Annotated in this window: 16 protein-coding genes; 6 read left to right on the top strand and 10 right to left on the bottom strand. The window is 59.5% G+C overall.

Annotation, left to right across the window (positions count from 1 at the left end; genetic code table 11):
- Window positions 1-79: 79 nt before the first annotated feature.
- The gene (locus LAP85_08295) at window positions 80-2,359 is read right to left on the bottom strand and encodes a multicopper oxidase domain-containing protein (protein ID MBZ5496388.1); all 2,280 of its coding nucleotides are present in this window, start codon (window positions 2,357-2,359) and stop codon (window positions 80-82) included.
- An 874-nt stretch (window positions 2,360-3,233) separates the two neighbouring features.
- On the opposite strand from LAP85_08295, the gene LAP85_08290 reads away from it, so the two are divergent.
- Together LAP85_08290 and LAP85_08285 are read left to right on the top strand one after the other, a co-directional pair.
- Window positions 3,234-3,944, top strand: a complete 711-nt coding sequence (locus tag LAP85_08290) for a Crp/Fnr family transcriptional regulator (GenBank protein MBZ5496387.1) — start codon at window positions 3,234-3,236, stop codon at window positions 3,942-3,944.
- Between the two features lie 95 nt (window positions 3,945-4,039).
- Window positions 4,040-4,660: a TlpA family protein disulfide reductase gene (locus tag LAP85_08285; protein ID MBZ5496386.1), complete on the top strand. Its 621-nt coding sequence runs from the start codon at window positions 4,040-4,042 to the stop codon at window positions 4,658-4,660.
- On the opposite strand, the gene LAP85_08280 is transcribed toward LAP85_08285, so the two are convergent.
- From LAP85_08280 to LAP85_08240, 9 genes are all read right to left on the bottom strand, one after another.
- Window positions 4,623-5,744: a 4Fe-4S binding protein gene (locus LAP85_08280; GenBank protein ID MBZ5496385.1), complete on the bottom strand. Its 1,122-nt coding sequence runs from the start codon at window positions 5,742-5,744 to the stop codon at window positions 4,623-4,625. The two genes, LAP85_08285 and LAP85_08280, sit on opposite strands and share 38 nt — an antisense overlap.
- 64 nt (window positions 5,745-5,808) lie before the next feature.
- On the bottom strand, window positions 5,809-7,020 hold the full coding sequence (locus LAP85_08275; GenBank protein MBZ5496384.1) for a protein kinase: 1,212 nt from the start codon (window positions 7,018-7,020) through the stop codon (window positions 5,809-5,811).
- 35 nt (window positions 7,021-7,055) lie between these two features.
- Window positions 7,056-8,171, bottom strand: coding sequence for a hypothetical protein (locus LAP85_08270; GenBank protein MBZ5496383.1), 1,116 nt, complete (start codon window positions 8,169-8,171; stop codon window positions 7,056-7,058).
- A 373-nt stretch (window positions 8,172-8,544) separates the two neighbouring features.
- On the bottom strand, window positions 8,545-9,642 hold the full coding sequence (locus LAP85_08265) for a hypothetical protein (protein MBZ5496382.1): 1,098 nt from the start codon (window positions 9,640-9,642) through the stop codon (window positions 8,545-8,547).
- Between the two features lie 64 nt (window positions 9,643-9,706).
- A complete protein-coding gene (locus tag LAP85_08260) occupies window positions 9,707-12,013 on the bottom strand; it encodes a hypothetical protein (protein ID MBZ5496381.1) in 2,307 nt (768 codons plus the stop codon).
- A 141-nt stretch (window positions 12,014-12,154) separates the two neighbouring features.
- Complete coding sequence (locus LAP85_08255) at window positions 12,155-13,738, bottom strand: hypothetical protein (protein MBZ5496380.1); 1,584 nt, start codon at window positions 13,736-13,738, stop codon at window positions 12,155-12,157.
- Complete coding sequence (locus LAP85_08250; protein ID MBZ5496379.1) at window positions 13,728-16,100, bottom strand: hypothetical protein; 2,373 nt, start codon at window positions 16,098-16,100, stop codon at window positions 13,728-13,730. The genes LAP85_08255 and LAP85_08250 overlap by 11 nt, the downstream gene beginning before the upstream one ends.
- Before the next feature lie 41 nt (window positions 16,101-16,141).
- The gene (locus LAP85_08245; protein ID MBZ5496378.1) at window positions 16,142-17,221 is read right to left on the bottom strand and encodes a methyltransferase; all 1,080 of its coding nucleotides are present in this window, start codon (window positions 17,219-17,221) and stop codon (window positions 16,142-16,144) included.
- Window positions 17,218-18,447: a Gfo/Idh/MocA family oxidoreductase gene (locus LAP85_08240; GenBank protein ID MBZ5496377.1), complete on the bottom strand. Its 1,230-nt coding sequence runs from the start codon at window positions 18,445-18,447 to the stop codon at window positions 17,218-17,220. Before LAP85_08240 ends, LAP85_08245 begins: the two co-directional genes overlap by 4 nt.
- A 104-nt stretch (window positions 18,448-18,551) precedes the next feature.
- Between LAP85_08240 and LAP85_08235 the strand changes: the two genes are divergently transcribed.
- The 4 genes from LAP85_08235 to LAP85_08220 all read left to right on the top strand — a co-directional run bounded on the left by LAP85_08235 (window position 18,552) and on the right by LAP85_08220 (window position 24,978).
- On the top strand, window positions 18,552-20,270 hold the full coding sequence (locus LAP85_08235) for a hypothetical protein (GenBank protein MBZ5496376.1): 1,719 nt from the start codon (window positions 18,552-18,554) through the stop codon (window positions 20,268-20,270).
- A gap of 193 nt (window positions 20,271-20,463) precedes the next feature.
- Window positions 20,464-22,569 (top strand): sodium:solute symporter family protein, encoded by a 2,106-nt coding sequence (locus LAP85_08230; GenBank protein MBZ5496375.1) that lies wholly within the window; start codon window positions 20,464-20,466, stop codon window positions 22,567-22,569.
- A 69-nt stretch (window positions 22,570-22,638) separates the two neighbouring features.
- Window positions 22,639-23,628 carry a sugar phosphate isomerase/epimerase gene (locus LAP85_08225; protein MBZ5496374.1) on the top strand — a complete coding sequence of 330 codons (990 nt, stop codon included), beginning with the start codon at window positions 22,639-22,641 and terminating at the stop codon, window positions 23,626-23,628.
- Between the two features lie 18 nt (window positions 23,629-23,646).
- Window positions 23,647-24,978 (top strand): hypothetical protein, encoded by a 1,332-nt coding sequence (locus LAP85_08220; GenBank protein MBZ5496373.1) that lies wholly within the window; start codon window positions 23,647-23,649, stop codon window positions 24,976-24,978.
- The last annotated feature ends 4 nt before the right edge of the window (window positions 24,979-24,982 follow it).

The raw sequence follows: 24,982 nt of genomic DNA, 5'->3' as shown, positions 1-24,982 counted from the left end.
GCATGCCGCCGCTTTGGAGATTACGAAAGCTGAAAGCGGCGTTGCGCCGCCACACTCCAAGGCCGCACCGTTGTCGCAACTAGGTCACTACCAGCGCGTGCATCATGTCATGTTCTTCATGCTCGAGGATATGGCAGTGCCACACATACTCGACGCCGCCGGTCCGTGGGCTTGCAGGCGTCGGAATGACAACGCCTGCCGCGGTCTTGATCTGCGCCTGCGACAGGTCAAACTTCATGATGACCCGGGTCACTGTTCCCGGATACATCGGCACCGTCTCCTTCCACCCCGTCTCATTCGGTTCAGGCGGGATTACCGGGCCGGTGGGCAGATAAGGCGGGCCACTGGTGACATTCACTACCTGCCGGTTGATAATCTGGACGTTCACCAGGTGGAAGTGCATCGGGTGCGTATCGCCGGTGGTGTTAAAAACCTCCCAGATTTCCGTACTGCCCGCACTGACATTCTCTGCGGTGGCGCCCACATTTTTCCCGTTCCCAGGGCCATCAATATAGGCTGCGTACCCAAAATAGGGCGAGCCCAAGGGTGCCGCCTCATTGCCGAGGATCTGGACGAGCCGCCCATAGGCGTCGAAATACTCGTTCAGGCTTTTAAAGCGGCGTGGAATGTTTCCCGGGACATTGGCACGGCCCGGCCGTACAAAGAGCGGGTCGATTCCTTTGGTCAAGTCGGTCGAGGTGTTGATCTTCAGAGGCGCATCGCTGCCTGTGGCAGCGACAACCTTGAAGCGCATGAGGACCCGTGTGTTGGGGCCATACCCGGCTTGCGTGGTTCCGTTGACCGGATTGCCGACTCCAAACAACCCGCTCCCGACATTCCAGCCCGGGAAGTAGTCGTTGCGATCATCCCCGCTCGGGAACGGCGCGGGTGCATCGGAGTAGAGAATGAGGCTCTGCCCCGCGTATCCTGAGAAATCGATCAGGAGGTCGGGCCGTTCCGCGGGAGCCACGATCAACGATTTTTGAACTTTGGACGGGTCGACGGACCCGGTCACCGGATCGGGCTGTCCCGGTGGAAGTTGGAACGGAATGTTGCTTGGTATCAGCGCCGGCCGCGCCAGGAACCCCCCCTCAGTCCCGATCTGCAGATATGCCGCCTTCCCAGATAGCTGTGCGTCGCTGCTGTTCCTCCAGATGAATGGCATGTTGGTCGGTATGCCGCTGCGGTCCAACGTGATCCCGTTGGGGCTGCCGTCATCCACGTAAAGCTGCAGGTTGAGGAACCGGGCGTTACAGGCGTTCAGAAGCCGCAGCCGATAGCGGCGCGCCTCGACTCTAGCCTCGGGGAAAACGGTTCCATTAACTAGCATCGTGTCTCCGAAGAACTCGGGAATTGATGATGGATCGGGAAGAGTGAGACCACCTGCCCCCAAATCCCAGCGCCCAATGCCGCTGTTCTGGTTGGGCTCATAGGTATGGGCATACCACAGACTGCCCGGGCTCGTGGCCACGTGCGCGACTATGTTGTTCCAAAGTTTGTCTTTCTGGTTGATATCGTTGCCGACGAAAATCTTGTCCTGGAAAACCAGCGGGATCTCATTGCCTCCGGCCTCGATGTAGTTCGGCAAACCGGCGTTAATGAGACTCGCTTCAAATGAATCCCGGATCAGCATTGCCGAAGCAATTCCGGCATAGGCGTTCAGCCGTGTGATGCCGACCGCATGGTCGTGATACCACATGAACCGCGCGCTCTGGTTCAGAGGGTAGTAATATTCGGCCTCGTTATCCGCGGCTCCCGGATTCAAGGTTTGGTTGTTGAGAAAACTCGCGCCATGCAGCCCATCGGGATTCCACCAGTCAAACGGCCCTCCGTCGCTGATCCAAGGGACCAGACCGCCGTGCAAGTGGGTGGCCGTCCGATTGATCGCCTGGTTCGCGCCCGGGATGGTGGTATCGACAGGTATGATGTGTCTGTATACGATGTTGCTGAATAGTTGGTTCCGGAACGTGATCTGGATTGGTCCCGCCTCTCTATGGGCCACGATGATCCCGCCCAGGTGAGTGGGAGTGACGTTCCCCCCCAGTCCGATCGTCGGAACAAAGCCCCAAAAGGTTGTCGGGAACATCCTTGCCGCAGGCGGAGTGATCTGGTCCTGGAACTGCTGGATGCCAATAGTGTAATGGGTTACGCCGGTAACCGGCGCCGGTGTAGGATCAGCCAGAGCCACTGGAATGCCTCCGGGACCCACGCCGCGCAGCCTGGTCTTGAACAGCGGAATCCGCGGGCTCTGGTAAAACGCGTAGGCATTGCGCAGGCTTGCTTTGTACGCAAGAAGCCCTGCCGCGCCAATTGCGGTCGTCCTGACAAACTCACGTCTTGTGAGTTTCAAACCTCTCATGAATCTCATAGGTTCTCTCCTCGGGATGTCGGCCACCCCTCCCGTCAGTCCTGCTCAGTTCACCGCACTCGCGGTTTGAGGAGAACATTTCTGCTGGTTGACGATTCGAAGAAAGACAGTTCATACGTCTTGATTCACAATCGATACAATGAGAACCGTGCTCAGTGCCAAAATCTAAGCGGAGGAAGGATACCCCCGCATTCTGGCCTGTGCACCCGTTCTCCCGTATGAAGACAAGCTTCATTATCACGACTGAGTAACATGGGTAGAACGCTAAAGGTAGCAAGTAGCTGACAGTCTCTGTCAACTGGTTGACATTTGATTCCTAAGGCGCCGGTTAAGAAAGAGACCTCGCACAAACAAAAGCCTGCCACGGATAATTTCATGGAGACTGTGCTGCGGGACAAGAACTCCCGGTGCTTTTAGAGGTGCGGGCAAACGGCCTGGTTGCCACTCGAGTTCTGATCCTGCTGGTTCGAGAACAAAGGCCCCAGGCAAGGCGTTTAGAACTGCACGCAGCGAGCGGGCAGTCTATGTGAATGCCCTGGCTGACCCTCGAAGGAAATCGCCGTCGACTAGGAATCATCCTAGTTCCAAATGGGCAAGCCATATGTTGAAATGAGGATGTCCCTTCATTGACCGGCTGAGGCCGGGCGGTTCTTGGAAAGCGAAACGATCGTAACCTGGCAGGTGGATTTCTCGAATCGGAAGCGATAGAAGGCGGATGTCCCCGACGATCTGATTCGGTCGGAAGTCCAGGCGCAGGACGGTCACCCGATGCGCGACATCGGGTGGGAGTTATCGATAGCTTTCTTAGGATTCTCTAACCGATCAGGGTCCGCTCGCTTGGCACTGAGTTTGAAGGCATATGCCTATGAGAGACGCGGAAAATGGCGGCAGTTCCGCTCGCTGCGTTGACTGCGCAGCGCAGGCGAAGTGCAACTTCTTCTCGTCCCCCATTGTCCAGGCAGTCACCGAGAGGGGATTCTACGGCCGGGGTTACCTGATCGTCCAGCAAGGCGAGGTCGCCCGCGAAGTCTTCATGGTGAGGGCAGGATGGCTCCGCTTGTCGCACGTGTCGGCGTCCGGCAAGGCCGTCGCGGACCTGGTCGGTCCGGGAACCCTGCTGGGTGTGCCGGAAGTTGTGACCGGAACTCCTCACAAGAACAGCGTTGAAACCCTCGAAGAATGCGATCTTGAGTGGGTGAACGCCGACGCATTTCTTTCACTCCTCACGACGAGTCCGCTGCTCTCCCTGGAACTGCTGAAGACGGTCAGTCAGCAGGTCCTGAAGTTGGCGAGCCGGCTCAATGACCATGCCGGCGGGCTGCCGTCCGGCCGACGGCTGCTGCTCGCCCTTCGGGAAATCTCGGAGAATTGCGGTGCCCTAACGCCCCAAGGCGTCAGGATCAGGCTCCCCTTGTCGATGCAGGATCTGGCCGACAAAGTCGGCTGCTCGCGGCAATGGATCTGGAAAATGCTGGGCGAGCTCGAAGCCGAAGGATATCTCCGGCGTAAAGGGAGTTGGATCACTCTCCTGGCGGCCAGCGCCAATGCCCGGTCAAAGCTGGGAAAATCCGCCTAGACCCGTTACTCATCAACCGTCCTATAGTGCGAGCGCGGGGACGGGAAGTGCGTTCGCAGTCGGTGCGACGGACCGCATTAAATAGGAGTCCGCTCATGATCCTCTATCGGATTCTCCTGGCTTTGGTGTGTATGGCAGTGGCTGTCAATGCGCAAACGAGTGCCCCGAAAGTAGGAGAGCACGCGCCTCCGCTGGCGCTGGAGACGATTCTGTCGTCGCAGCCGGCCGGCTCGCCTACCTGGGATTCGCTCCGGGGGAAGGCTGTTGTCCTGGAGTTCTGGGCCACCTGGTGCGGACCATGCATCGAGCAAATCCCTCACCTGAACGAACTGGCCGCAAAGCTCGCCGGCCGTCCGGTCCAGTTCCTCTCGATCACTGATGAAGACCGGGATAAGGTAGCAAAATTCCTGGCGACGCGCCCGATCTCAGGGTGGGTTGCGCTGAATCCGAGCCGCTCGCAGTTCAAGGCCTACGATGTAATAGGAATTCCGCACACGGTTCTCGTGGATCGGAATGGCAGGATCGCAGGCATCACCCATCCACAGCAGGTGACAGAAGCCGTGTTAAAGGATTTGATTGCGGGAAAGACGATAAAGCTTGCGCCCCCAATTTTGTCTACCATGCCTGATCTGAGACAGGATTCGACCGTGGCGCTACTGGATATCCTGATCAAGGCTCCTAGCGGGAAGCCAGCAGCCGTTCCATTTTGGACTTGACCATCATCCACGCAAGATCCGCACCACCGAGCTTGCCTCGCGTCTTTCCGAGTTGAATCAGGGACCGGATTCCATCCTTGGGCACTCGGGGTTGCTCCGACACAGGTTTCCGCGCCAGCGTCAGGGAGTCCGTGGGACAGGTGGAGACACAGAGGCCGCAACCGATGCACCGATCGGAATTCAGCGCCACCCTTTCGCTTTCCAGCTGCAGAGCGCCCATCTGGCAGCGGGTCGTGCAGGCGCCGCAACCGATGCAGGACTCGGATCTGGCCACTGCCCTGAAGGGAGAGGAAACCAGTTCGGCGGGCCGGGGATAAGTCTTGAGGCTCCCCAGCACGCCGCAGCAACAGCCACAGCAGCAGCAGATGTTCGTAGGCTCCTGAGCATTGCCTGGCTGCAGCACAAGTCCGGCCTCATCCGCGCGGGCGAGGATGTCGAGAGCCTCCTCCCGTCCTATGGGCCTTCCCAATCCGTTGCGCTGATACAAGTCGGCGCCCAACCCGAAAACCAGACAGGCTTCCCCGAGTTTACTGCAGCCTTCGCCGGCCATGCCCCGCTCGCGCCTGCAGATGCAGGGAGCCACCACAATCTTGCTTGCCCTGCGCACCAGCTCCTCCGCCCTTTCATACGGGAGAATGGTCAGCTGATGGTCCAGGCTGCGGTTTACCGGGATCGTGCGCAATTGCGGGAACTTCCAGGCTTCACGGAACAACACCGGGAGGTATTCATTGAATTCCCGGACGAGTTCCGGGTCGAGGCTGTTCACGTGGAATTCCCAGATGCCGATGACAAATTGAGCGGCCATGTATAGGGCCGGCTTCGCCTCGGGGCAAAGGCCGATGATCAGCCCCTTCCGGGCCATCCCGGCCAGGCGCTGTTCCGCCTCGGCACGTCCGATTCTGGCGCGCCGCGAAATCACGCCGGCTTCTTCAGGGATCAGGCTTACATGTACGGCGAGCTCGGCTTCCTCCGGAGTGAACAGTCTGCGCAGTATGCGCAATTCCACGCCGCTTTCCGTTGGAGGAAATCCGCCGGGAAGGTTGTCCAGGTGGCCGGCAAGCTTCTGGTAAACGTCGGTCATCATTTCCATCCGATCTCGGAGCAACTGGTTGTCCCCGGTTTAAGGTTGGCCATACGGACGGGGCCCATTATAGGGCGCCGGTCCGCTCTCTGCCAGCTGAATGCAGCCTGGTCTGCGGAACATCCAGAATCAGAGAGGAAGGCCGGTCAGACAGGGCATCCCACTTGGGCTCTGGCGGCGGCGTGCGGACATTCTCTACTTCGGACGGGACGGCCTGGTACTCGATCGAGCGTGCGTGCGTGTCGAGCAAGATGGTTACCATGTTGGGGATTTCGAGCGGCGGATCAGTCGGCGAGATTCGGCCCAGGCTGTATGCCACCAGGGGGCTGGGGCTCTTGCGATACCAGAAATACAGCGCCGCCGGCCTGCCATCGCGCAACTTCTCCCACCGGGAGGGCGAGAAATCGTGATTCGCGACATAGTCCAGGAACTCGTCATTGCGGCCAAATCCAAATGCGCTGTCGGCCGGTGGTTTGAGGAAACCCAGGTTCTTCGCGATCGTGGCGGCGCGATCGGCGAGGATCTGCGGAGACAACTCGAATGGCGTGAGACGGTGCAGCATGCCCCGCGACGAAGGAATCATGAGCAGAAGGCACAGAACCAGTGCCGCCAGGCAAGCCACCGCCACGGCCGGCCTCAGGGCTCCTTGCATCGGTGACGCCGCCACCATCTCGGGGGAAGGGGTTTCACCGGCTGCCAGTGCCTCCGCCAGCGGATCCCGTCCTGGGAGCGCCGCGGCGATCTGGAATGCCGATGGCCTTGCATTGGGATCTTTGTCCAGGCAGCGCAGAATGATGCTCTCGACCGAGGAGTGGATGCCCTTGGCCAGGCTTGATGGCCGAGCCAGGACGTTCCGCTCGCGGAGCCGGTCAAGTTCCGGGAAACTGTCGGCCTTGAATGCCCGCTGGCCGGTAAAGATCTCATACAGGACCAGGCCAAGGGCATAGACGTCACTCTTGACCGAGGCCTCCTGGCCCGCAAGTTGCTCAGGAGCCATGTAGGCCGGAGTGCCCGCACGAAGGACGTCGCCGGGCCGCTGGCTGGCCAAAGCCGCCAGACCGAAATCCGTGATGCGCGCCCGGCCGCGCCCGTCGATCATTCTGAGCGCGTATTCCTCGATGCCCGGATTCCGCCCCTCCCGCGCAGCGCAGGTAAATTCCTCGGCGAGTTGCGCGAGCAGCGCATCTTCGGAAGTGACCGCCTCAAGCTCCTTCCCGCACGACGGGCAGCTTGGCCTGCCGACCGCTACGATGGCTGCACAAGATGGGCATCGGGTCATGGGCGGCTATTGTAGCACTACTCATCATTGATCATTCAGGATAGTGCCATTTGATAAAGCCTGTACTTCTTATATAGCACGCCGCCAATTTCCGCGTCGAACTTATTAATCAGATCGTTATCCTCGAGATTCCAGCCAAGTTCGCACCATGCGTATCTGCCATTTGCTCTCACCATTGTCTCATGGAATATTTCCGCTATGAGACCCGTCTTCCGGTATTCGGGCAGACAGCCGCCGACAAGGGCTCTGCAGCCTCTGATATTCCGCTTGTACCATAAAAACTTGACCATTCCCCAGAGGTTCATTTTCCCGTTAAGCTTTTTTAGGACTTCGTTGGCATTCGGGACTGTGAGCCCGACTCCGGCAGGCTTGCCATCCAATTCGGCAATTATGATCAAATCCGGATCATAAAACGGTCTCAGGCTTGCTGCGGACAAATCCATCTCCTCGTCTGTCATGGGAACAAAACCCCAGTTATTCTCCCAGGCGAGGTTATAGACTGTTTTTATGATCTCTACATCCCGCTTGAAGTTCTTTGGATCAATGGAACGGAGAACAAATGGGGAGCTTTTTTTCGCCCTTTCCATGATCTTCTCGATCCTCGCAGGTATCGAGGTCGCAGACCCTTTCAGGAATGCAAATAGATCTTTTGCCTTTATAAAACCGTACTTTTCTGAATACTCAAGATAGTATTCGGGATTGTACGGCATCATGAGCGCGGGGTCTTTGTCAAAGCCTTCCAGCAGGAAGCCATATTCGTCGTTGGAACTAGGACTCGCGGGCCCTCGCATAAAGGCACACCCTCTGGCCCTGCACCAGACCGCCGCTGCGTCAAACAAAGCTCTGGCTACATCGTACTTTTCTGTAGTTTCGAAAAAGCCGAAGAATCCCGCCTTCTCATTGTGAACCCTATCGTGGTTGTCATCTCTTATCGCAGCGATTCTTCCGGCGACATTGCGGTCGCTGATGGCGATATAGAGCTCTCTTTCCGCATGGTTCCAGAACGGGTTTTTCCCGGGAGTGACCAATCTTTCAACTTCATTCTTCAGTGGCGGGACCCAGTGGGGATACTGTTTATAAATCTTCCAGGGCAAATCGATAAACTCTGCGAGTTCCTTTTTGGTTTCGACTTTTTTTACTTCTATGGGCATGGTGTTTTCCTGAGGATCGCCCTCCGCATCAATCCCTGGATCCTGTGCAGTGATGCATAAAGTTAAAAAAATCTAATTAGAGTGCGTTCGAGGATCGAATCCCGCTGACGACGAACGTGCGGCGCGGAAAAAGTAGGGATCCGGCGTAATCTGCTGGCGCTTCCGGTGTCCGCCATCCTTGGGATGATACACAAAAACAATGCCGCGGGGTGCCGACTTTGTGAAAATATTTCACGGATTCCCCGAGCGCGGGCACAGGAGGCTGTGCGAGTAGCGCTTTGGCATCGCGGCACGGCGGGGGCGGGCCGGTCCAGGTCGCTCGCGAATCACTTCGCTCATGATTTTCCGCGGCGAGACGCGTCCGTAGAGGCCGTCAATACCTGCAGGATCCAGCCTCATCGCCATATGCGCGCAGGAGCGCTTCATCGGCCTGGAAGAAGTGGTCGGAGGGCGCCAGGATGTAACCGCCGCCCTGTCCGGCCTCTTCGAAGCAGGCGCGCACTGCCCGGCGGGTTTCTTCCGGTGTGCAGGCAACGAAGTGGTGGAACTGGTCGAAGCCGCCGATCATGCAGACGCGCCGGCCGATGCGCTGCTTCGCTTGGCGCAGATCGGCGTCTCCGCCCATCGATCGCGGTGTGAACGTCTCCATCGCGTCGGGTCCCATTTCGACGAGTCGCTCGAGTATGGGCATCATCCCGCCACATGTGTGATACACGATGCGCAGGCCGGCCTGGTGCGCGGCGGCGATGAGCGGTATGTCAAACGGGGCGACGAAGCGATCGAATAGCGCCGGGGAGATGACCGTAGAGGAGGCGTCGCCGCCGCCGAGTTCGAGAAGATCAAAGGGCGCACCCAGCGCCGATTCGATCCAGACGAGCTTGCGGTGCTGAAGGATGGCCAGCAACTCGGTTACCCACGCGGGATCATCGAATGTCTCCACAATCAGCTCCTCGATGCCGAAGAGCACGGCTGCGTCCTGCCAGCAGCCCGGCTGGCCGTAGATCGGGAAGCCGGGGACGGCACCGCGCACGATGCCGCGCGCGCCGAAGGCGGCGGCCTCACGTTGCACCTGCTCGGTATCGCAGAGAGGGATGGGTGCATAACGTGCGATCAGGTCGATGTCGTTCTTCTTTTTGATCAGGCGCTCCCTCACCCAATCTGTCCGCCCATCGTTCTGAAGCACCATGGAAAGCGAGCCGTGCGGGGTGATAATGTGGAAACGCGTTGTGAGGTAGTGGGGAGCCGGGAGGTCCTCGCGCTCGACCCGCCAGTCTCTGACAGATCCCGTCGCATCGCGGCGCAGGCCCGTAACCCAACGGATCGCGTCGAGGCCGAAGCGGTCGAAGAATTCTCGCTCACTGATGCCGCCCCTACCCGCCAGGAACGACGGCATCAGGTGATGCGTCGTCGCCGGCAGGCGATCCGGCACCTGCCGATCCAATGCCGCAAGAAGGCGCTCTCGAGAATTCATCGATTTCCCGCTGGAAGCCACGAAACACACGGAAGATTGTTGTCGTGTTCCGGTTACTGTTCAGTCACTGCATGATGCGGCCTGCCATGCGCATCATGTAGTCGTGATCTATGAACGGATCGTCATCGATATGGCGCTCCATGAGCGCGATACGCCTCCGCAGCAGCTCCTTGAGATTGCGGCCGTGCATGAGCGGCGTCTCGCCAAAATCGGTCGTCGTCATGAATTCGACGCCCGAATCGAACAGGCGCAGCAGCGCCTCGCTGTTCGCTATCTCCATGCGCATCATATTGCCGAGCAGCACCCGGTGCCTGCGCTTTCCAGCCGCGGACTTGGCCTCCATCCATCCGTAAACACCCGCAATCCATGCCGCCACGTTGCGCTGCGTCATGATCCAGCAGCGGAGGGCCTTCAGCCGGACGGTCTGGTCCTCGATCACGTTGGCCTTCCCCAGAATCGCACCGGCCCTACCCGCCGCGGATTCCAGCAGCCCGATCGCTTTGTCCAGAGCAGGCCAGACGCCCCCGTCAATCCGCGCCACGTCGAGACGGCTTTTCTCTGCGGTGGTCAGCCGAAAGAGGACGTCGCGGCTCAGGTCGACGTTGTTCGGGTTGTGCGGCGTCGTACACATGAAGTCTTCATAGTACGCCCGATCCTTCCGCGGAATTGCCTCGATATTCGGCACCAACGGCCGCACCCACAGGCGGTACCACGTAAAGCCGATCGTCGAATACAGCGTGGAGATATTGGGAAAGGCGAGCATCGCTTCCTCTGCCAGACTCCAGGCACGCAGCAGCATCGGCGCCAGCTCTCTGCCGGCCCAGCGGCGCGCAAGTCCTTCCACCTCCTTGTCCATCTTCGTTGCCGGGTCGAGCTGGAACCGCCTGAGCACTTCATGATTGATGTTCCAGGGTACGAGTTCGGGCGGAAAGGTCCCGCCGATCTGGGCGAGGTGACGCACGCCGTTGTTACGGAGCAGCTTCAGGCGGCGGTGTGTCAGCCGAGGATACGGAACCCCGATGAGCGGAGCGAACATCTGGTGTGGTCCGGCTGCAAAGTAGAAATGGACGTCGGCGGAGCGGCCTTCGAGTTCGGCCATCTGCATCCGTTCGCGCCTGGCAAATCGGAGTTGGTAGACGGATCCGCCGTTGATCTGCTTGGAGTCGGGATAGCGCGGGTGCGTGTACGGCATATCCCAGCCGCGCGCTATGAGCGAAGCCGTCTCGACATCGACGCCCGTCTCGAGCCCGCGCCAGATAGTGTCGTGCTCGCCATAGAACGATTCGAGGCGGGTGATGACGCGGAAGTCCGGGTTGACCCGTCGTGCGGCATCTCGCAGCCCGCGGAAAAAAGTGAGCGCCCATTCTCCTGCAACCCGCGCGATCTCCGCGTCGTCCTTCCACTCGCGGATCATATAGGCGCCGCCGTTGCGTCCCACATAGAGCGACTTCGTGTGTTCGAAGCCGGAGCCGCTGTCATTGGTCCAGATTGTGAGGTAACCCAGCTCAGGGACCTCGCGGAGCAGCTTTGTGATCATCTCGGCGTAGTGCTCCCGCACGAGCGGGTGGGTGATGGTCAGCGTAAAGCGAGGCTTGAAGGAGCGGAACGGGTGATCCACGCGGGCGCCACGCAGCATGGGATAACGCGTGAAGAACTCCTCGGGGACGGTCCGCGGTTCGAAGCACAGCAGTCCCGGCACGAGGCCGAATTTGCGCGCGAGGGCTGCGTTCTCCTTCAGATAGGCGAGGTTCGCCGAGAGGTAGTAGAACGGATAGAGGCCCTTGTTCAACTTCGAGTAGACGAACTGATCGAGCGCTGGACAATAGGTGTAAAACATCGGGTACACCTCTCCCTTCGGTCCCCTCTCAAACCCCATGGGGAAGGCGAGGCCGTTCACTTCCAGGTGGGTGAAACCGCACTCAGCCAGGCGGCGCACGTAGGTCTCGCGGCTCAGGCCGTGTTGAATGCGGCCTTCCTGTGTGAGGAAGAGGTCGTAGCAGGGACGGTTCCACGAAAACGCCGGTGTGAGCGTGAGGCCATCCTCGAGTTCTTTCAAATCGTGGTCGGCAAGAACGTCAAGCATGTACGAAACGGCGGCGAAGAGAAAGCGGTTGTGAGTGGCGGAGAGCATGCCTGATCCATCCCGGCGCAGCCGGATCACGACCCGCTCGTGCTCAGCGCCTCTGGACCGTTCCGGTGCGTCCACGAGTTGGAAAAGGCCGGCCGACCGGCGCCCAGTGATCCGCCCGCGCCTGACTACGGTCGCGCCGCTGCGGCATGCGATAGCTCGGGCGGCCGTCTCAAACACCTCGGATGCATCAGCCTGTATCAGGACCTGGCGGATCATCTTCAACGCTTCAGCAACAGTCATAGTCAATCCCTGGGCTTTCTGTCATGAGCCTCCGAGACTTGGAGTCTCAGGGTCTTTGAGTTTTTGAGGCCAGGATTAGGTGCCATCCCAAGGACCCCAGGACTCGCAGGCTCCAAGGAGCGCACGACTCGCGGGCAATATTCAACGAAACGGAATCTCAAATTGGGCAGTTCCTCGGACGGCGGCATCAAAATCCGCGTAACGGCTCTGCTCAACCGTCACGGCGTGGAACGGCACGTCATGCCCGTTGCATCGGACTGCCCGTGGTTCCGCTCCGGCTGGCAACAGCACGTGCAATCCGGCTTCCGATCCATCTGCATCGACCGTGAGCACGATCTTGTCCGGCAGCACGCGCACCTGGTAGGCGATGCCGCGCTCCGAGCATTCGTAGCCGACTGAAACTTCCGCCTCCTCGATGCCGGCCGCCGGCCAGCGCGGCGAGATTTCCACACAGTCAAATCCCCGGCCTCGATCCACGACCCCTGCCAGGCCTTCTGTCAGTGCCCAGCACATCGCACTCGATCCCCAGCCGTCTGTCGGAGACGCTTCCGGACTCGTGCTGGTCTCTATGCTGCTCGGCCTGCCGTCCGGAAAATACCAGAGGTAGGTTGAGCCCGTTTTCGACACCAGGTCGAAATACCGGCGCAGGATGTCCACGCCGTATGCCTCGAACCCGTGCCCGAGCGCAGCCCGCGCCAGCTCTCCTCCGACGAGCGGCATGATGCCGCCGTTGCAGTACGCGCCACGCACGAGGCGCTCATCGCCGAACACTCCGTCGGGAAACGGCGGGTCGATTGAGAACCACTCGGCGAACGCCCGGCGTTCATCCCGCCTGCGCTGATACTCGCGCAGGATCGAGACCGCTTGCTCGTGGGTTGCCGCCCCGCGATTGATATCCATCGGATTGCTCAGGCTGAGCTGCTCCGCTTCGTCCACGCCGGGGATCACGGCGTCAGTAATCTTTACGAAGTGGGTGTAGAAACGGCCGTTCCAACAAATCCGGTTCAGATTGTCGCGCAAGGTTGCAGCGCGCGCCTCCCACTCGCCAGCCCGCGCCTGCTCGCCGAACCGCCGCCATAACGCCGCCATGATGAGAAACGCTTGATAGTAGCCGCTGTTGTCGCCGTGCAGGATGCCCCAGAACGTGTCGTCGGTGATCTGAAACTGGAGCCAGTCATGTCGGCCTGCCGTGTAAGCGAAGTCCCAGGTGTCGATCGTGTAGGCCCGCTTCACCAGGCCGCGGATGCGGTCCCAGTACCACGGGTGCGATGTGATGTAGGCCAGCGCCTTCTCCATCCGGGGCATCAGCTGTCGAATCCAGGCATCGTCGCCCGTTGCCTGCCACGCGAGCCACGCGGCCTTGACGAAGCGGTACTCGACATCGGCTTCGACCGGCACGCGCACGTACTTGGTCCAGTTCTCCCGTTCGCTCGGCAGCTTCTCCGGGAAGGTAGTGAAGTAATCGAAGATGCGGCCGCTCTCCGCCTGGGTCTCCGAGAAGTGCCGGATGGCGCTGGTCACGTCGCGCTCGAAGTATCGGAACGTCCGCATCATGTCGCCATGGTCGCGGATCCAGATCGAGCGCGTGTCCGCCGACCTGTACCCCCGGATGCGCTGCCCGTCGATTGACAGATCCAGGATGTCGCGCTCGAGGAACGAGCGCACGAGCGGATACAATTCGTCGAACTCGCGCCGGCCGGTCCGGATTCGGGTCTCACTTGCCACGGGTGTCAATCCTCACGGTGTCGCGCCAGTAACGCACCTTGTCGACGCCGCCGGTATCGGTCGACGCGTCGAAAGGCAAGCCGTGGAACGACTGGCCGTTCTGAAAGAGCACCTGCTCACCGCGCTGCGCTCTCGTCATATTGACAATGGTGTACGAGAGTTCTCCCTTGTTTTCCGAAGCGAACACCAGGTCACCGTCCGTTTCTAGCGATCCGTACGCGATCTTCCCTTTTTCATAGACATACCGCGGCCGGCGCCAGTCCCGCGCGATGTCCATGCGCAGGTCGTTCTTGACGCCGACGGTGATCACGCGGCCTCCGGCTTCGATCCTCACAGCCATGCCCGTGCGCGCGGGGACGGTCTCGATGAAGCGCAGGCGGTCCACCAGGGTCGAAGGCGATTGGTCTTTCCCGTGCGGGACAAGGACGGTTACGAAGCCCTCGGTGTGGGTCGGCTCGAAATGACTGGCGGTCATCTGGTAAATCGTCTGTTCATCCTGGTAGTGCCGCTTCACCGGTTCGATGCCTTCGAGCCGGTAATGGGTCTGTGGGAAGCAGATGAGCAACCGCCGATCGGTCGGGAGCTTCTCGGTGCCGATCACGTCGTACACGGTGTCATACCAGTGCTCGCCGCGTGCCAGGATCTGCCGCGTGTGCCAGAGGTTTGCCAGCGTGAAGTACTCCGCGGTCGCTGACTTGAAGATGTCGAAGACGACGAACATTTCCGGGTCCTTCACATACACTACCACCCGATCTGAATCATATTTCCAGCCATCGTCGATGAGCCGGGTCCGGCTGTAGTCGAACTCGGGCAATGCCAGGAAGTCGACCTTTCTGGTCCGAATCGGACGATACGAGCCCGCGTCACGCAGGAACTCGAAGAGCGGTTGCGCCGGCACCGGCTCCTTCGTGCTGTAACGCTGTTCGCCCTCCTTCTGACCCATGAAGATCTTTTCCGGGCGCACTATCAGCCGGTTGTGGAAGTAGTCCTGCCGATAGGCACCGAATGGCCCGCTCGGCATGTAGTCGCGGTACCCGCCGTCGTGAAGCAGCACCGACCCGCCCGACATGAGGAGGACGACGCTGTTTTCATCGGCATGGCCGTGGGTCATCTTCTCTTCCTCGACCGGGATCGAATCACGCAGATAATCGCGGAAGTTCAGGCCGCCGTCCCCCTCGTCACGGTAATTGAGGAGGAGGTAGGTCGCATCGGGCCTCCAGCCGTTGCGGAACACAACTTTCTTGCCCTGCACGTCCTCCATGACCTCCCCACTCAATGTTGCCGGCGGGGTGGCCGCCACATCGTCGCGGCCCCAGCGATACGCGTCGAGCAGGAAGCAGCCGAGGCCCGCGCTCGTAGGATTTTTGAAATCGACGAACTTCGCCGCGATCGCTTGCGCGGCCCATTTCATCGTCGGCTCGTTCAGCCGTGCAGCCGCGGCCTCGAAGAAGACCAGGAAGTGCTGCCAGTTCGACGTCCACTGGGCGTCGCCGAAATCGGGCACGACAGCCGCCGGCGACATCAGATTCAGGAAGTAGTGGGTGTAGTAATAAAACTCGGGTGTCTTGAAGAGCTCGTCCATGCGACCGAGCGCGTCGGAGTAGCCGAGCAGCGCGTAGACCCAGACGCCGTGATAGATGGTCGCGTCTTCGATCTCCCAGTTGCCCCAGTTATCGTCGCCGAGCGCCCGGCGCTGGGTCTCATAGGCGGCCGCGCGCGGATGGTTCTTCATGGCCCGTACGGCCCACGCCAGCGATTCGGCGCGCAACATCGTCCGGTTCATCGTGCCCCACTCGGATGTCTGCAGCAGATAGTCCATGCTGTGCGCGACCAGCGATTCCACCGCGACCGCTTCGGCGGTTGAGAGCTTTCCCAGGCGGTGAAGCGTATCGTAGGCCCGCACGAACCGCATCACGACAAAAAAGTCAGGCAGCGCCGGCACGCCGTTCGAGTAGTCGGGTCGCTTCCTGGCAGCCGACTCCGGGAACTGTGAGCGGTAGTCGCCATAGGTGAGCAGCACGTTTTTCGCGCGCTCGGCGTAGACAGCATTGCCCTCCTTCTCGAAGAGATAGGAGTAGATGAGAGCCATATCGATCAGGCCGCCGGGGGCCCGATAGCCGAAGGGGCTTTCCGGATCAAAAGTCGCGCGCCACTGCTTGAGGATTTCGCCCTGGTGATCCCACGTCCAATCGGCGGCCGCGCGGGCGTATTGGAGGTAGCGATCGCGAGGGATGACCGGCGCGGCTCGAACCGTCGTGCCCTGCGGAACTGCGGATGACGCGTGGTGAAGCAGCAACGGCGGCACTGCCAAGGCCGATAACAGGACCAGAGCGAAGACTGTTCCCTTGTGCGCCTGCATCATCGCCTACTCCTCCTTTCCTGTCCTCGAAAAGAACCGCAGCCTTACGCAGATGAACGCGGATCGTGGCAAGGACCGGGCCGCGATGGGCCTTTATCTGCGATCAATATTCTCTGAGCCTCGTCCTGGTCTCTCCAGGCGCGGAAGACCGCGAATACATTCTCGGGCTTTGCCCCGGGGCCGAACTCGCACTGGGCGATCACACCTCCGTTCGCATACAAGTTCGCACGCGCTTCACTGACGGCGCGTCGCACTTCGTCCGTCGATCCGAAGGCGAGCAGTTCCTGACGGTCCATCTCCCCCCAGAAGGTGATCCGGCCGCGGAATCGCCGACCCAGGTCCACCGCCCCCATGCACTTGATCTGGCTGTTGAGCGCATTCACACCGACCTCGATGAGGTCGGGAATGATGTCGGTGATATAGCCGTCCGAGTGCATGAACACGTACTTGCCGTGACGGCGGGCGATCTCGTTGTATTCGCGGTAAAAGGGCTTGAAAATCCGGCGCCAGAGGTCCGGCGCGATCATCATGCGTTGCTGTGTGCCCCAGTCGTCCATCAACACGATGGCGTCGACTTCGGTCCGAGCCCACGCCTCGACCTCTCTCAGATAGTGGTTGTGGATGCGTCCCAACAGGTGGAACAACTCGGGCGGCTGCTCTGCCAGGTCCATCAAAGCCTGCTCCATAGTACGGATGAAGGTGAGGCGTTCGAACGGACGCACCAGGGTGCCGGCGAGCACGAAGCGGTCGGTGTTCCGGCAGAAGCCGTTGACACCCCCGCGGTCGACAGCCAAGGTGGCGTCCGGCGTACGGAAATGATCAAGATCATCCCAGCCGCGGACAACCGGCTCCTTGACGATTCCGATGACGCCCCCGTGGATGTTCGTAAATCGGCAGCCCCACTCATCGATATAAATGCCCCTCTCGTAGCGATTGCCGACGATCGGCAGCGGCGCGCGATAGAGCGCCGGCGCGGTCACGATGTCATCCGGAAACTCAGCACGCAGTTTCGCAACCGCGGCGGGGTAATGCTGTTCCGCCCACGGCAAAATCCAGATCTGCCGCGGCACCGCCGGCGGCGAGGCGAACTCGAGAGTGCGTCGCACCAGCTCACGCGAGGTCATGATGCTCCACCCGGGAAACAGCGGTAATCGGAGAGACTGACCGACCGGCCTGCGACCGCCCACGCGACACCGGTTTCGCGGGGAAGCTTCCCCTGGCGATAGCAACACAGGAGGGTGTCGTCGAGGCCGGCGACGATCATGCGCCCGGGCGCCCCCTCCCGGCGCACCTGCATAACCGGGAACGATGGAATTTCAAACACCGAGTCATGCATGCCGTTGACGCAGAGCGTCTGCGCCATGGCGGCCTCGGGGCCGCAGGCGATCGTGCCCTCACCCCTCACGTAGTCAATGGCGGCGACCAGTTTCCGGAACTGCGATGTGTCATCCGGCGCGCCGTAGGACTTGAGGTTTCCCTTGCGGTCCAGAGCCACGATCTCACCCCCCTCCTCGCCGCAGGTGATAACCGCCTCCTCGAACTCAAAGTGGAAACGCGGGTCAATGGCCCGCTCAGTCGCGTGGGATGCGTAAAACAGCAGCTCGGTGCCATTCTCGGTCAGCACCCGGCACGCAGCCGTGTCGGCACTCTCGATCGAATTGGCCCGGTACATCTCGGCCTGCACCGATCGCGGCTGCGCGCTCAGGTGCATTTCAGACCCAAGGACGAAGAGGAGATTGTGAAGGAAATGCGCCATCGCGTTGTTCGCGGGGCTATCGAGCACCCAGCGTCCCGTAGGCTGATCCAGGAGACGGCCGGCCCAGTCGTTGCGGCCGTAGTAACCCGAGTCCCGGGGCCAGCAACAGAGCGTCGAGAGCCGCCTGGGGCACCCGAAGAGGCCGGCCAGGATGTCGCGCTTGAGTGCGAGTATCGCTCTGGAGTACGACCACTGGTAGCCGATCATGACCCAGCGGCCGGAGTGGTCCCTGCCCTCGACGAGTTCCCGGGCCTCCTGGATCGTCGCTCCCAGCGGCTTGTCGCAGAGGACCGAAGACCCGCGAGACAGCGCAACGAGGCTCTGCGGCACATGCCAGTGAATCGGCGAGGAGATCACGGCCAGATCGGCGTGGTGGCCTTCCTCATAGAACTCGTCGATGGACGAACAGGCCGGAATGCCAAAGTGGCTCACAACCGGCCACAGCAGCGAGCGCTCTGCCATCGGGTCCACAACACCCGCTAGTCGGCAACGCGAGGGCGGCAGCTCATCGAGCAGAGTCTTCAGATAATGGAATCCGTAGCCGCCAATGGCGACCATCAGAACGGTTACGGGCTCAGCGTCTTCTCCTGGCATATTGATAGCAGTTTGCTTTCCTTGGTGCGGGCAGAATATCATCGGTTGGGACTGAAATCATCCGGAATCATCCCGGCCCGGGGGTGTGATGAAGGAGGTTTCCAATGGCAGGATGCAACCAGGGAGGAAGAGCCGCCACCGCTGCGCAAACCGTAGCAATGGAAACGTATGCTCGGCACAGTTTTAACTATCTCTGTGAGATGGTTGACAAAGACGCGCAGCCTTATTTCAACATCTTCTGGACTACACCGGCCGAAGCCGCCCACGACTGGCCCGACTTCGGCGACGTGATGAGCCGGCAATTCCAGGCCGCCATCATGGCCCGATGTATGACAGGACAACAGGTGGGTATCGAGTCCAGGTGGCGCGAGAAGCTGGAGTCCTATCTCGATCCAGCCACGGGTCTGCTCTTCAGACCCAAGACCCACTATTCGAAGCACGTGGCCGATAGCGGCGACCAGGCGCTGACGCTCTATGCCCTGGCGACCGCATTCGCAGATCAGCCTGAGCCGGCGATGGAGCGACGCATCCACACCATGGTCGAGACGCTGCTGGGGCAGAGAAGGTCCGGCAAGCGTGACGACCTCAACGGTTTCATCCTCAAGAGTCTGATGGCCGCCGGTCGGTATGCCCCCCCGGCGGCAGCGCTGGAGCTGGCGGGCATGGTCGTGAGCGATACATTCATTCAAAAACCCGAGTTCCTCCCTGGCAACACTCTCCGCCAGGGCGCACACATGCACAGCAGCCTGCGCACCCTGCTAGGCACCGCTGATTACGCCATCTACATGCGGGATGCGGTGCTCCTGAATCGTATCAATGAGCTGTATCGCCACGTCCGGTCCCTGGGGACGCGGTTTGGTTTCCTGCCTGAGGTGGTCGGACGCCGCGGAGACGTGATCTCCTGCGAGACCTGCGCCCTGATGGATTACATCGGATTGGGCGTCACGCTTGCCAACCACGGCCATCCTGAGTACTGGGGCGACGTCGAACGCACCGCCCGCAACCATCTCATCGAGAGCCAGCTTGCCGATGGCTCCTGGCTGGTCTCCGATCCGTCGCAGCCCGATACCGCTCAGTTCACCTGGCGCGACATTGACCGGCGCATGCTTGGCGGCTATGCGGGCTGGACTTCACCCAACCACTTCCTTGCTGCGCAGGAATCGCTCAAAGCCCATTGGGGCGGCCCCGAGTTGAAGAATAAGGTCCGGGCCTTCCAGAACTGCTGCGGAGGTTCGGGCACCCACGCCCTGTTCATCGTCTGGAAGAATGCGGCGCGTTTCTTCGACGACTGCCTTTACGTGAACATGCACCTGGACAAGCTGCTGCCCCAGGCCGAGATCCGCTGTTTGCAGCCCTACCGGGGCGAGTTGACCATCCGACTCAAGCAAGACTGCCGCGTGCACGTCCGAGTCCCCGACTTTGCCGGCGCCGCCGACATCCATGCTGAATCCGACAGGGGAGGTCTCGGGGTCGATGTTCGGGGCAACTATCTCGATTTCGGCCGGCGGCCGGCTGCCGATCTGATCACCCTCACTTACCCTCTGGAAATTCGCGAAGAGGAATCAACTGTCGGCAATCCCGGTTTCAAGCAGTACCGCTATCGGGTGACCTGGAAGGGCGACACCGTGGTGAGGATGCAACCGCTCGAAAATAGCGATGCGACCGGTTACTCCGACTCCGATCAATGCCAGGTGCCGATCTACTATGGCGCGGAAGGGCCGGGCCCGTTATATCGCCGCGACCAGATGCTCCAGGACATCAGCCCTGAGCCGGCGCGCATCCACCTCGATCGCGGCGCGCTGGATTTCTGGTTTCTGGCGTGATGAGAGTCCAGAGTCACCCACGATTCGCATAGCGCATTCTGGTGCGCGGGCACGCTGGTTCGATGTTCTTCTCTCACCGGCAACTCCCTGATCGATCCGGATGAGTTTCCCGTAATCGAGCGCTGGCCGAATTTCCCTTGCGCCGCGAGCGCTCCCGAGATAGAAATGCCTGCACGCATAAGGATCACAGCAAATGTACCTTTGGGGCATTCATGTCGTCGATCTGAGCATCATCGCGCTATACGTCGTGGTGATGGTGTGGCTGGGAAAGCGGGTATCAAAAAAAACCAGGAGTGAAAGGGAATTTTATCTCGCCGGCCGCAATCTCGGCAAATTCTATCAGTTTTTCCTCAATCTCGGATGCTCCACCAATGCGGATCAGGCGGTAGCGGTCTCGCGCGAGATCTACCGGCAGGGCATCGGCGGAATGTGGATCCAGTTTCTTGTTCTCTTTCTCACCCCCTTTTATTGGTTCACGACGCTGTTCTTCCGTCGCGTCCGGTTGACGACGATTGGCGATTATTTCACGGAACGCTATAACAGTCGTTTTCTCGGCGCAGGTTATGCCGTGTTCATGTTGGCGCTTTCGCTGGTCGGTAGCGGTGTCGGCTATATGGTCGCGGGCAAGACCATGGTTGCGATGGCGCCGAAACCGTTCGAGGAATGCACACCGGCCGAGCAGGCCAGCATCCGACAATTTGAAGAGTTCCAGGTGCTCGAAGCGCAGAAAGCGAACGGATTATCCGACGAGCGGCAAGCGCGATATAATGAATTGCGGGAGAAGAACAAAAAAGGCGAACTCAAATCGTTCGTATCCTATATCAGTCCGGTGTTTTTCTACTTCATGTTTGCGATTGTCGTTGCCGTCTACACCATGCTGGGAGGCTTCCGTGCCGCTGCGTTGACTGATGCCGTGCAGGGAATGTTGATCATCACATTCTCCGTGATGTTGATCCCGGTCGGATTAATAAGAATAGGCGGCTTCGCCCAGCTCCATGCGAAGGTGCCAGACTACATGTTCAACCTGTTCGGCTCGGCGACCTTGAGCGAATATGCCTGGTATACCGTGCTGGCGATGGTTTTGTCCAACCTGGTGTCGATTGTGGCCGTGGTTTCGGGGATGCAGACCGCCGGATCGGCCAGGAACGAGTACACTGCGCGCATCGGCATGATCGGCGGGATGTTCGCCAAGCGCATCCTGATGCTGTTCTGGGCACTTGCCGGATTGCTGGCTGTCGGGATGTACGCAGGGAAACTGAATGACCCGGACATGATCTGGGGATATATGACGAAAGACCTGCTGGCACCTGGGGCGATCGGCTTGATGCTGGTGGGGGTCCTTGCGGCCAATATGTCTGCCTTAGCCGCCGGCGCGGTCTCATACGCGGCGCTCTTCACAAATAACCTGTACAAACCACGCTATGCCGGCAAATCCGACAGGCATTATCTGAGGGTCGGCCGCATCGTCATTGCCGCCTCCTTGCTGGGTGGAATCGGTGTGGCGCTGCTCGTGAACAATCTGCTCGAGCTGTTCCAATATATCATTTCAATTCCGGCAATTTTCGGCGCTTCCATTTGGCTCGGATTTCTCTGGCGGCGCGTGACCAGGTGGGCGGTCATCATACAAGTGGCCCTCTGTATCGTGATATATGCGATCATACCAAATCTCTTCCAGCAGGTGGACGCGATTAAATATAGCCGTTCGTTTCTGCAGGAAACGAAACAACAATCGATGGTGGTAACCGTGCAGGCGCTGGCGCAGGATGTGAGCGAAGGGCGCGCCGCGGCGACAGGACAATTAATACAAAAAGATCATGTGATTCCTCCCGTGGGTATCCTGTTCGAGCGGGTGGCGAGGATAGACCCGGAAAATCCGCAATCGGCTAAGGTCGGGTTGGGCCGTTTTCACGCGGAAATCTGGATTCTTTCCTGGTTCGGCATCGATTTCTCGGGCTTCAGGAAATCACAGCTGGTGGCTGTCCGATTTTTCTTTGATGCGTTTTTCCCCTTTGTGCTGCTGTTCCTGATCTCATTCCTGACCCGACCTGCGCCAAGAGTGGTGCTCGACCGGTTCTTTGCCAGATTGCACACTCCGGTACAGCCGACTCATGAGGAAGATGAGAAAGTAGTAGCGGAATCGTATGCGCATCCGGCTAGATTCGAAAAGGAAAAGCTGATCCCGGGGTCACAATGGGAGGTTCTGAGACCGGCGTGGTCCGATTACGTCGGATTCGGGGGGTGCTGGCTGCTTGTGGGCTTGGTGATTGTTTTGTTGTGGGTAATGGTTTCAATCAGATAATGAGTACCATGGCGGAAGGGAAGTCGGTTCCCGAACGACTGCCGGTCGGCAGGGAAGATGAGAGGAATTGTGAGTCGGTTCCGCATAGGCATTGACAATTACGGGTTATATCCGCTGCGACTGGATCCGCTGCAGACAATGCAGTGGGCACTGGACCACGGAGCCGAGGGTGTACAGTTTTCCGGCTTGGAGCCCTGCTTTCAGGCAATGGCCGACAGGACTTATCTTCGGGAACTCGCCTCCTTTGCCAGAGAGAACGGCATGTACCTGGAATGGGGCGGCGCTCAACATGTCCCACGGGACATGAGCAACTGGGACAAGAAAGAGCTGCTCGAATCCAATCGCAAAATTGCTGAACAGGCGGCCACGATGGGAACCCGCGTCATTCGCTCCTGTTCCGGCGGCTTGATGAGGTGGCAACCCGATTGCCCGATGACGGAAACTCTGGTGCAGGAGATGACGGGTGCGCTGCTCGCACAGAAGCAGATGCTGCTTGATCATAACGTGGTGCTCGCCATAGAAACACATTTCGAGTTCACCTCGTTCGAGCTGGTGCGATTGTTTGAGAGGTGTGAGGCATTCCCGGGCGAGTGGTTGGGTATCTGCCTGGATACAATGAATTGCCTCACCATGCTGGAAGACCCTGTTTGTGCGACCCGCCGGTTGCTTCCATGGGTCGTTTGCACCCATATCAAGGATGGCGGTATTTCGTTGATCCCTGCAGGGCTGCTTTCATTTCCCGTTCCGGCCGGCCTGGGCGTAGTTGATTTCCAGGCAATCCTGCAGTTGCTGAGATCACTGTCAGCCGACGTGAATCTGTCGGTTGAAGGACATGGCGGCAGTTTTCTATTGCCGATTTTTGATGCGAGTTTCTTAAGCAAGTTTCCTGACTTGACAGCCGCAGAACTATCGCGGCTGATCAGATTGTCGCAATTGACCGCCGAGAAGTCGATGTCAGGAGGCTGTATGGTCGAGCGGGACCGATGGCCTGATGTGTGCGAACAGCGAATGGCAGGTGACATTCTAGCTTTGAGAAGGATTGTTTCTTCAGTCGGATAACTTATTCCAGGCGAAGCGATGCGCAGGCACGAACCGTTCCGCTATCATAATTCTGTCGAACTGCTGAAAAAGGCGCAGGAATTGGGCGTATCCCTTCCGTTTCAGGAATCGATTGCACCCCTGTTTGCGGCATTCCATATCGGTGATCAAAAGGTTGCCAACCGTATTGCTGTCCAGCCGATGGAAGGATTCGACGGCACGCCGGCCGGAGCTCCAGGGGAGCTGACATGGCGCCGGTACCGCAGATATTCTGAGGGAGGAAGCGGCCTAATATGGTTTGAGGCGTGCAGTGTTTCCGATCCTGGACGATCCAATCCCAGGCAATTGACACTGACCGGGAAAACACGCACTGAGTATCTGCGGCTTGTGGAAATGGCCAGAAATACCGCTCGCAAACGTTTCGGCGCTTCCCACGAACCATATCTAGTCCTGCAGCTTACCCATTCTGGTCGTTTCAGCAGGCGGGAAAACAGATCGAAACCCAAGGTGACTTGCTACAATCCTTTTTTGGACAAATCGCGGGGCGAGGTTGAGCTCTTCCGCGACGCAGAACTGGTCGAAATCGGAGACCAATTCATCGCTGCGGCGATTCTTGCTCATCAGGCCGGTTTCAATGCGGTGGATATCAAGGCGTGCCACGGCTATCTGCTGCACGAGTTGCTTTCAGCATTCACCCGGACGGACAGTTTGTATGGAGGCGGGTTTGAAGGCCGGACTCGCTTGCTGCTGGACATCGTGAGGCGAATTCGTGAAGCGGTTCCGCGGCTTGATCTTGCCGTGCGTTTAAATGCGACGGACGGGATCCCTTATCCTTACGGGTTCGGAGTGGACCAGGGCGCAGAAGCGAAACCGGATTTGGCGGAGCCCTTGCGATTACAGCAATTGTTGATTGATGCCGGCTGTGTCCTGTTCAATATCACGGCTTCCGTTCCTGCCCTCTCTCCACATATCGGGAGGCCTTTTGAGCGCCCAGCCAGAGGTGCGAAATGTCCTGATATACATCCGCTCAGCAGCGTCTGTTCCTTGATCCAATTGGCGGCGGTCTTCCAGGATGCTCACCCCTCATTGCCTGTGGTCGGCACCGGATACTCGTGGCTGCGCCGGTTTTGGCCCAATGTCGGTGCGGCGGTTATCGCCCAAGGGGGTGCATCGTTCATCGGTCTCGGAAGAAGTTCATTTGCATATCCCGACGCTGCGGTCGACCTGATGAATCTGGGGAAACTCGATCCTGCCAAATGCTGTATTACATGCTCCTGCTGCACCGACTTGATGAGGAACAATCAGGTTGCCGGATGCGTGATTCGCGATCGAACGATCTATAAAGGGGCGTACGCAAACATCAAGAAATAGGGAA

The sequence above is a fragment of the Terriglobia bacterium genome, assembly GCA_020072565.1.
Classification (GTDB): domain Bacteria; phylum Acidobacteriota; class UBA6911; order UBA6911; family UBA6911; genus JAFNAG01.
The sequence above is the reverse complement of the archived record's forward strand: the minus strand, read 5'-3'. Positions and strand labels throughout refer to the sequence as shown.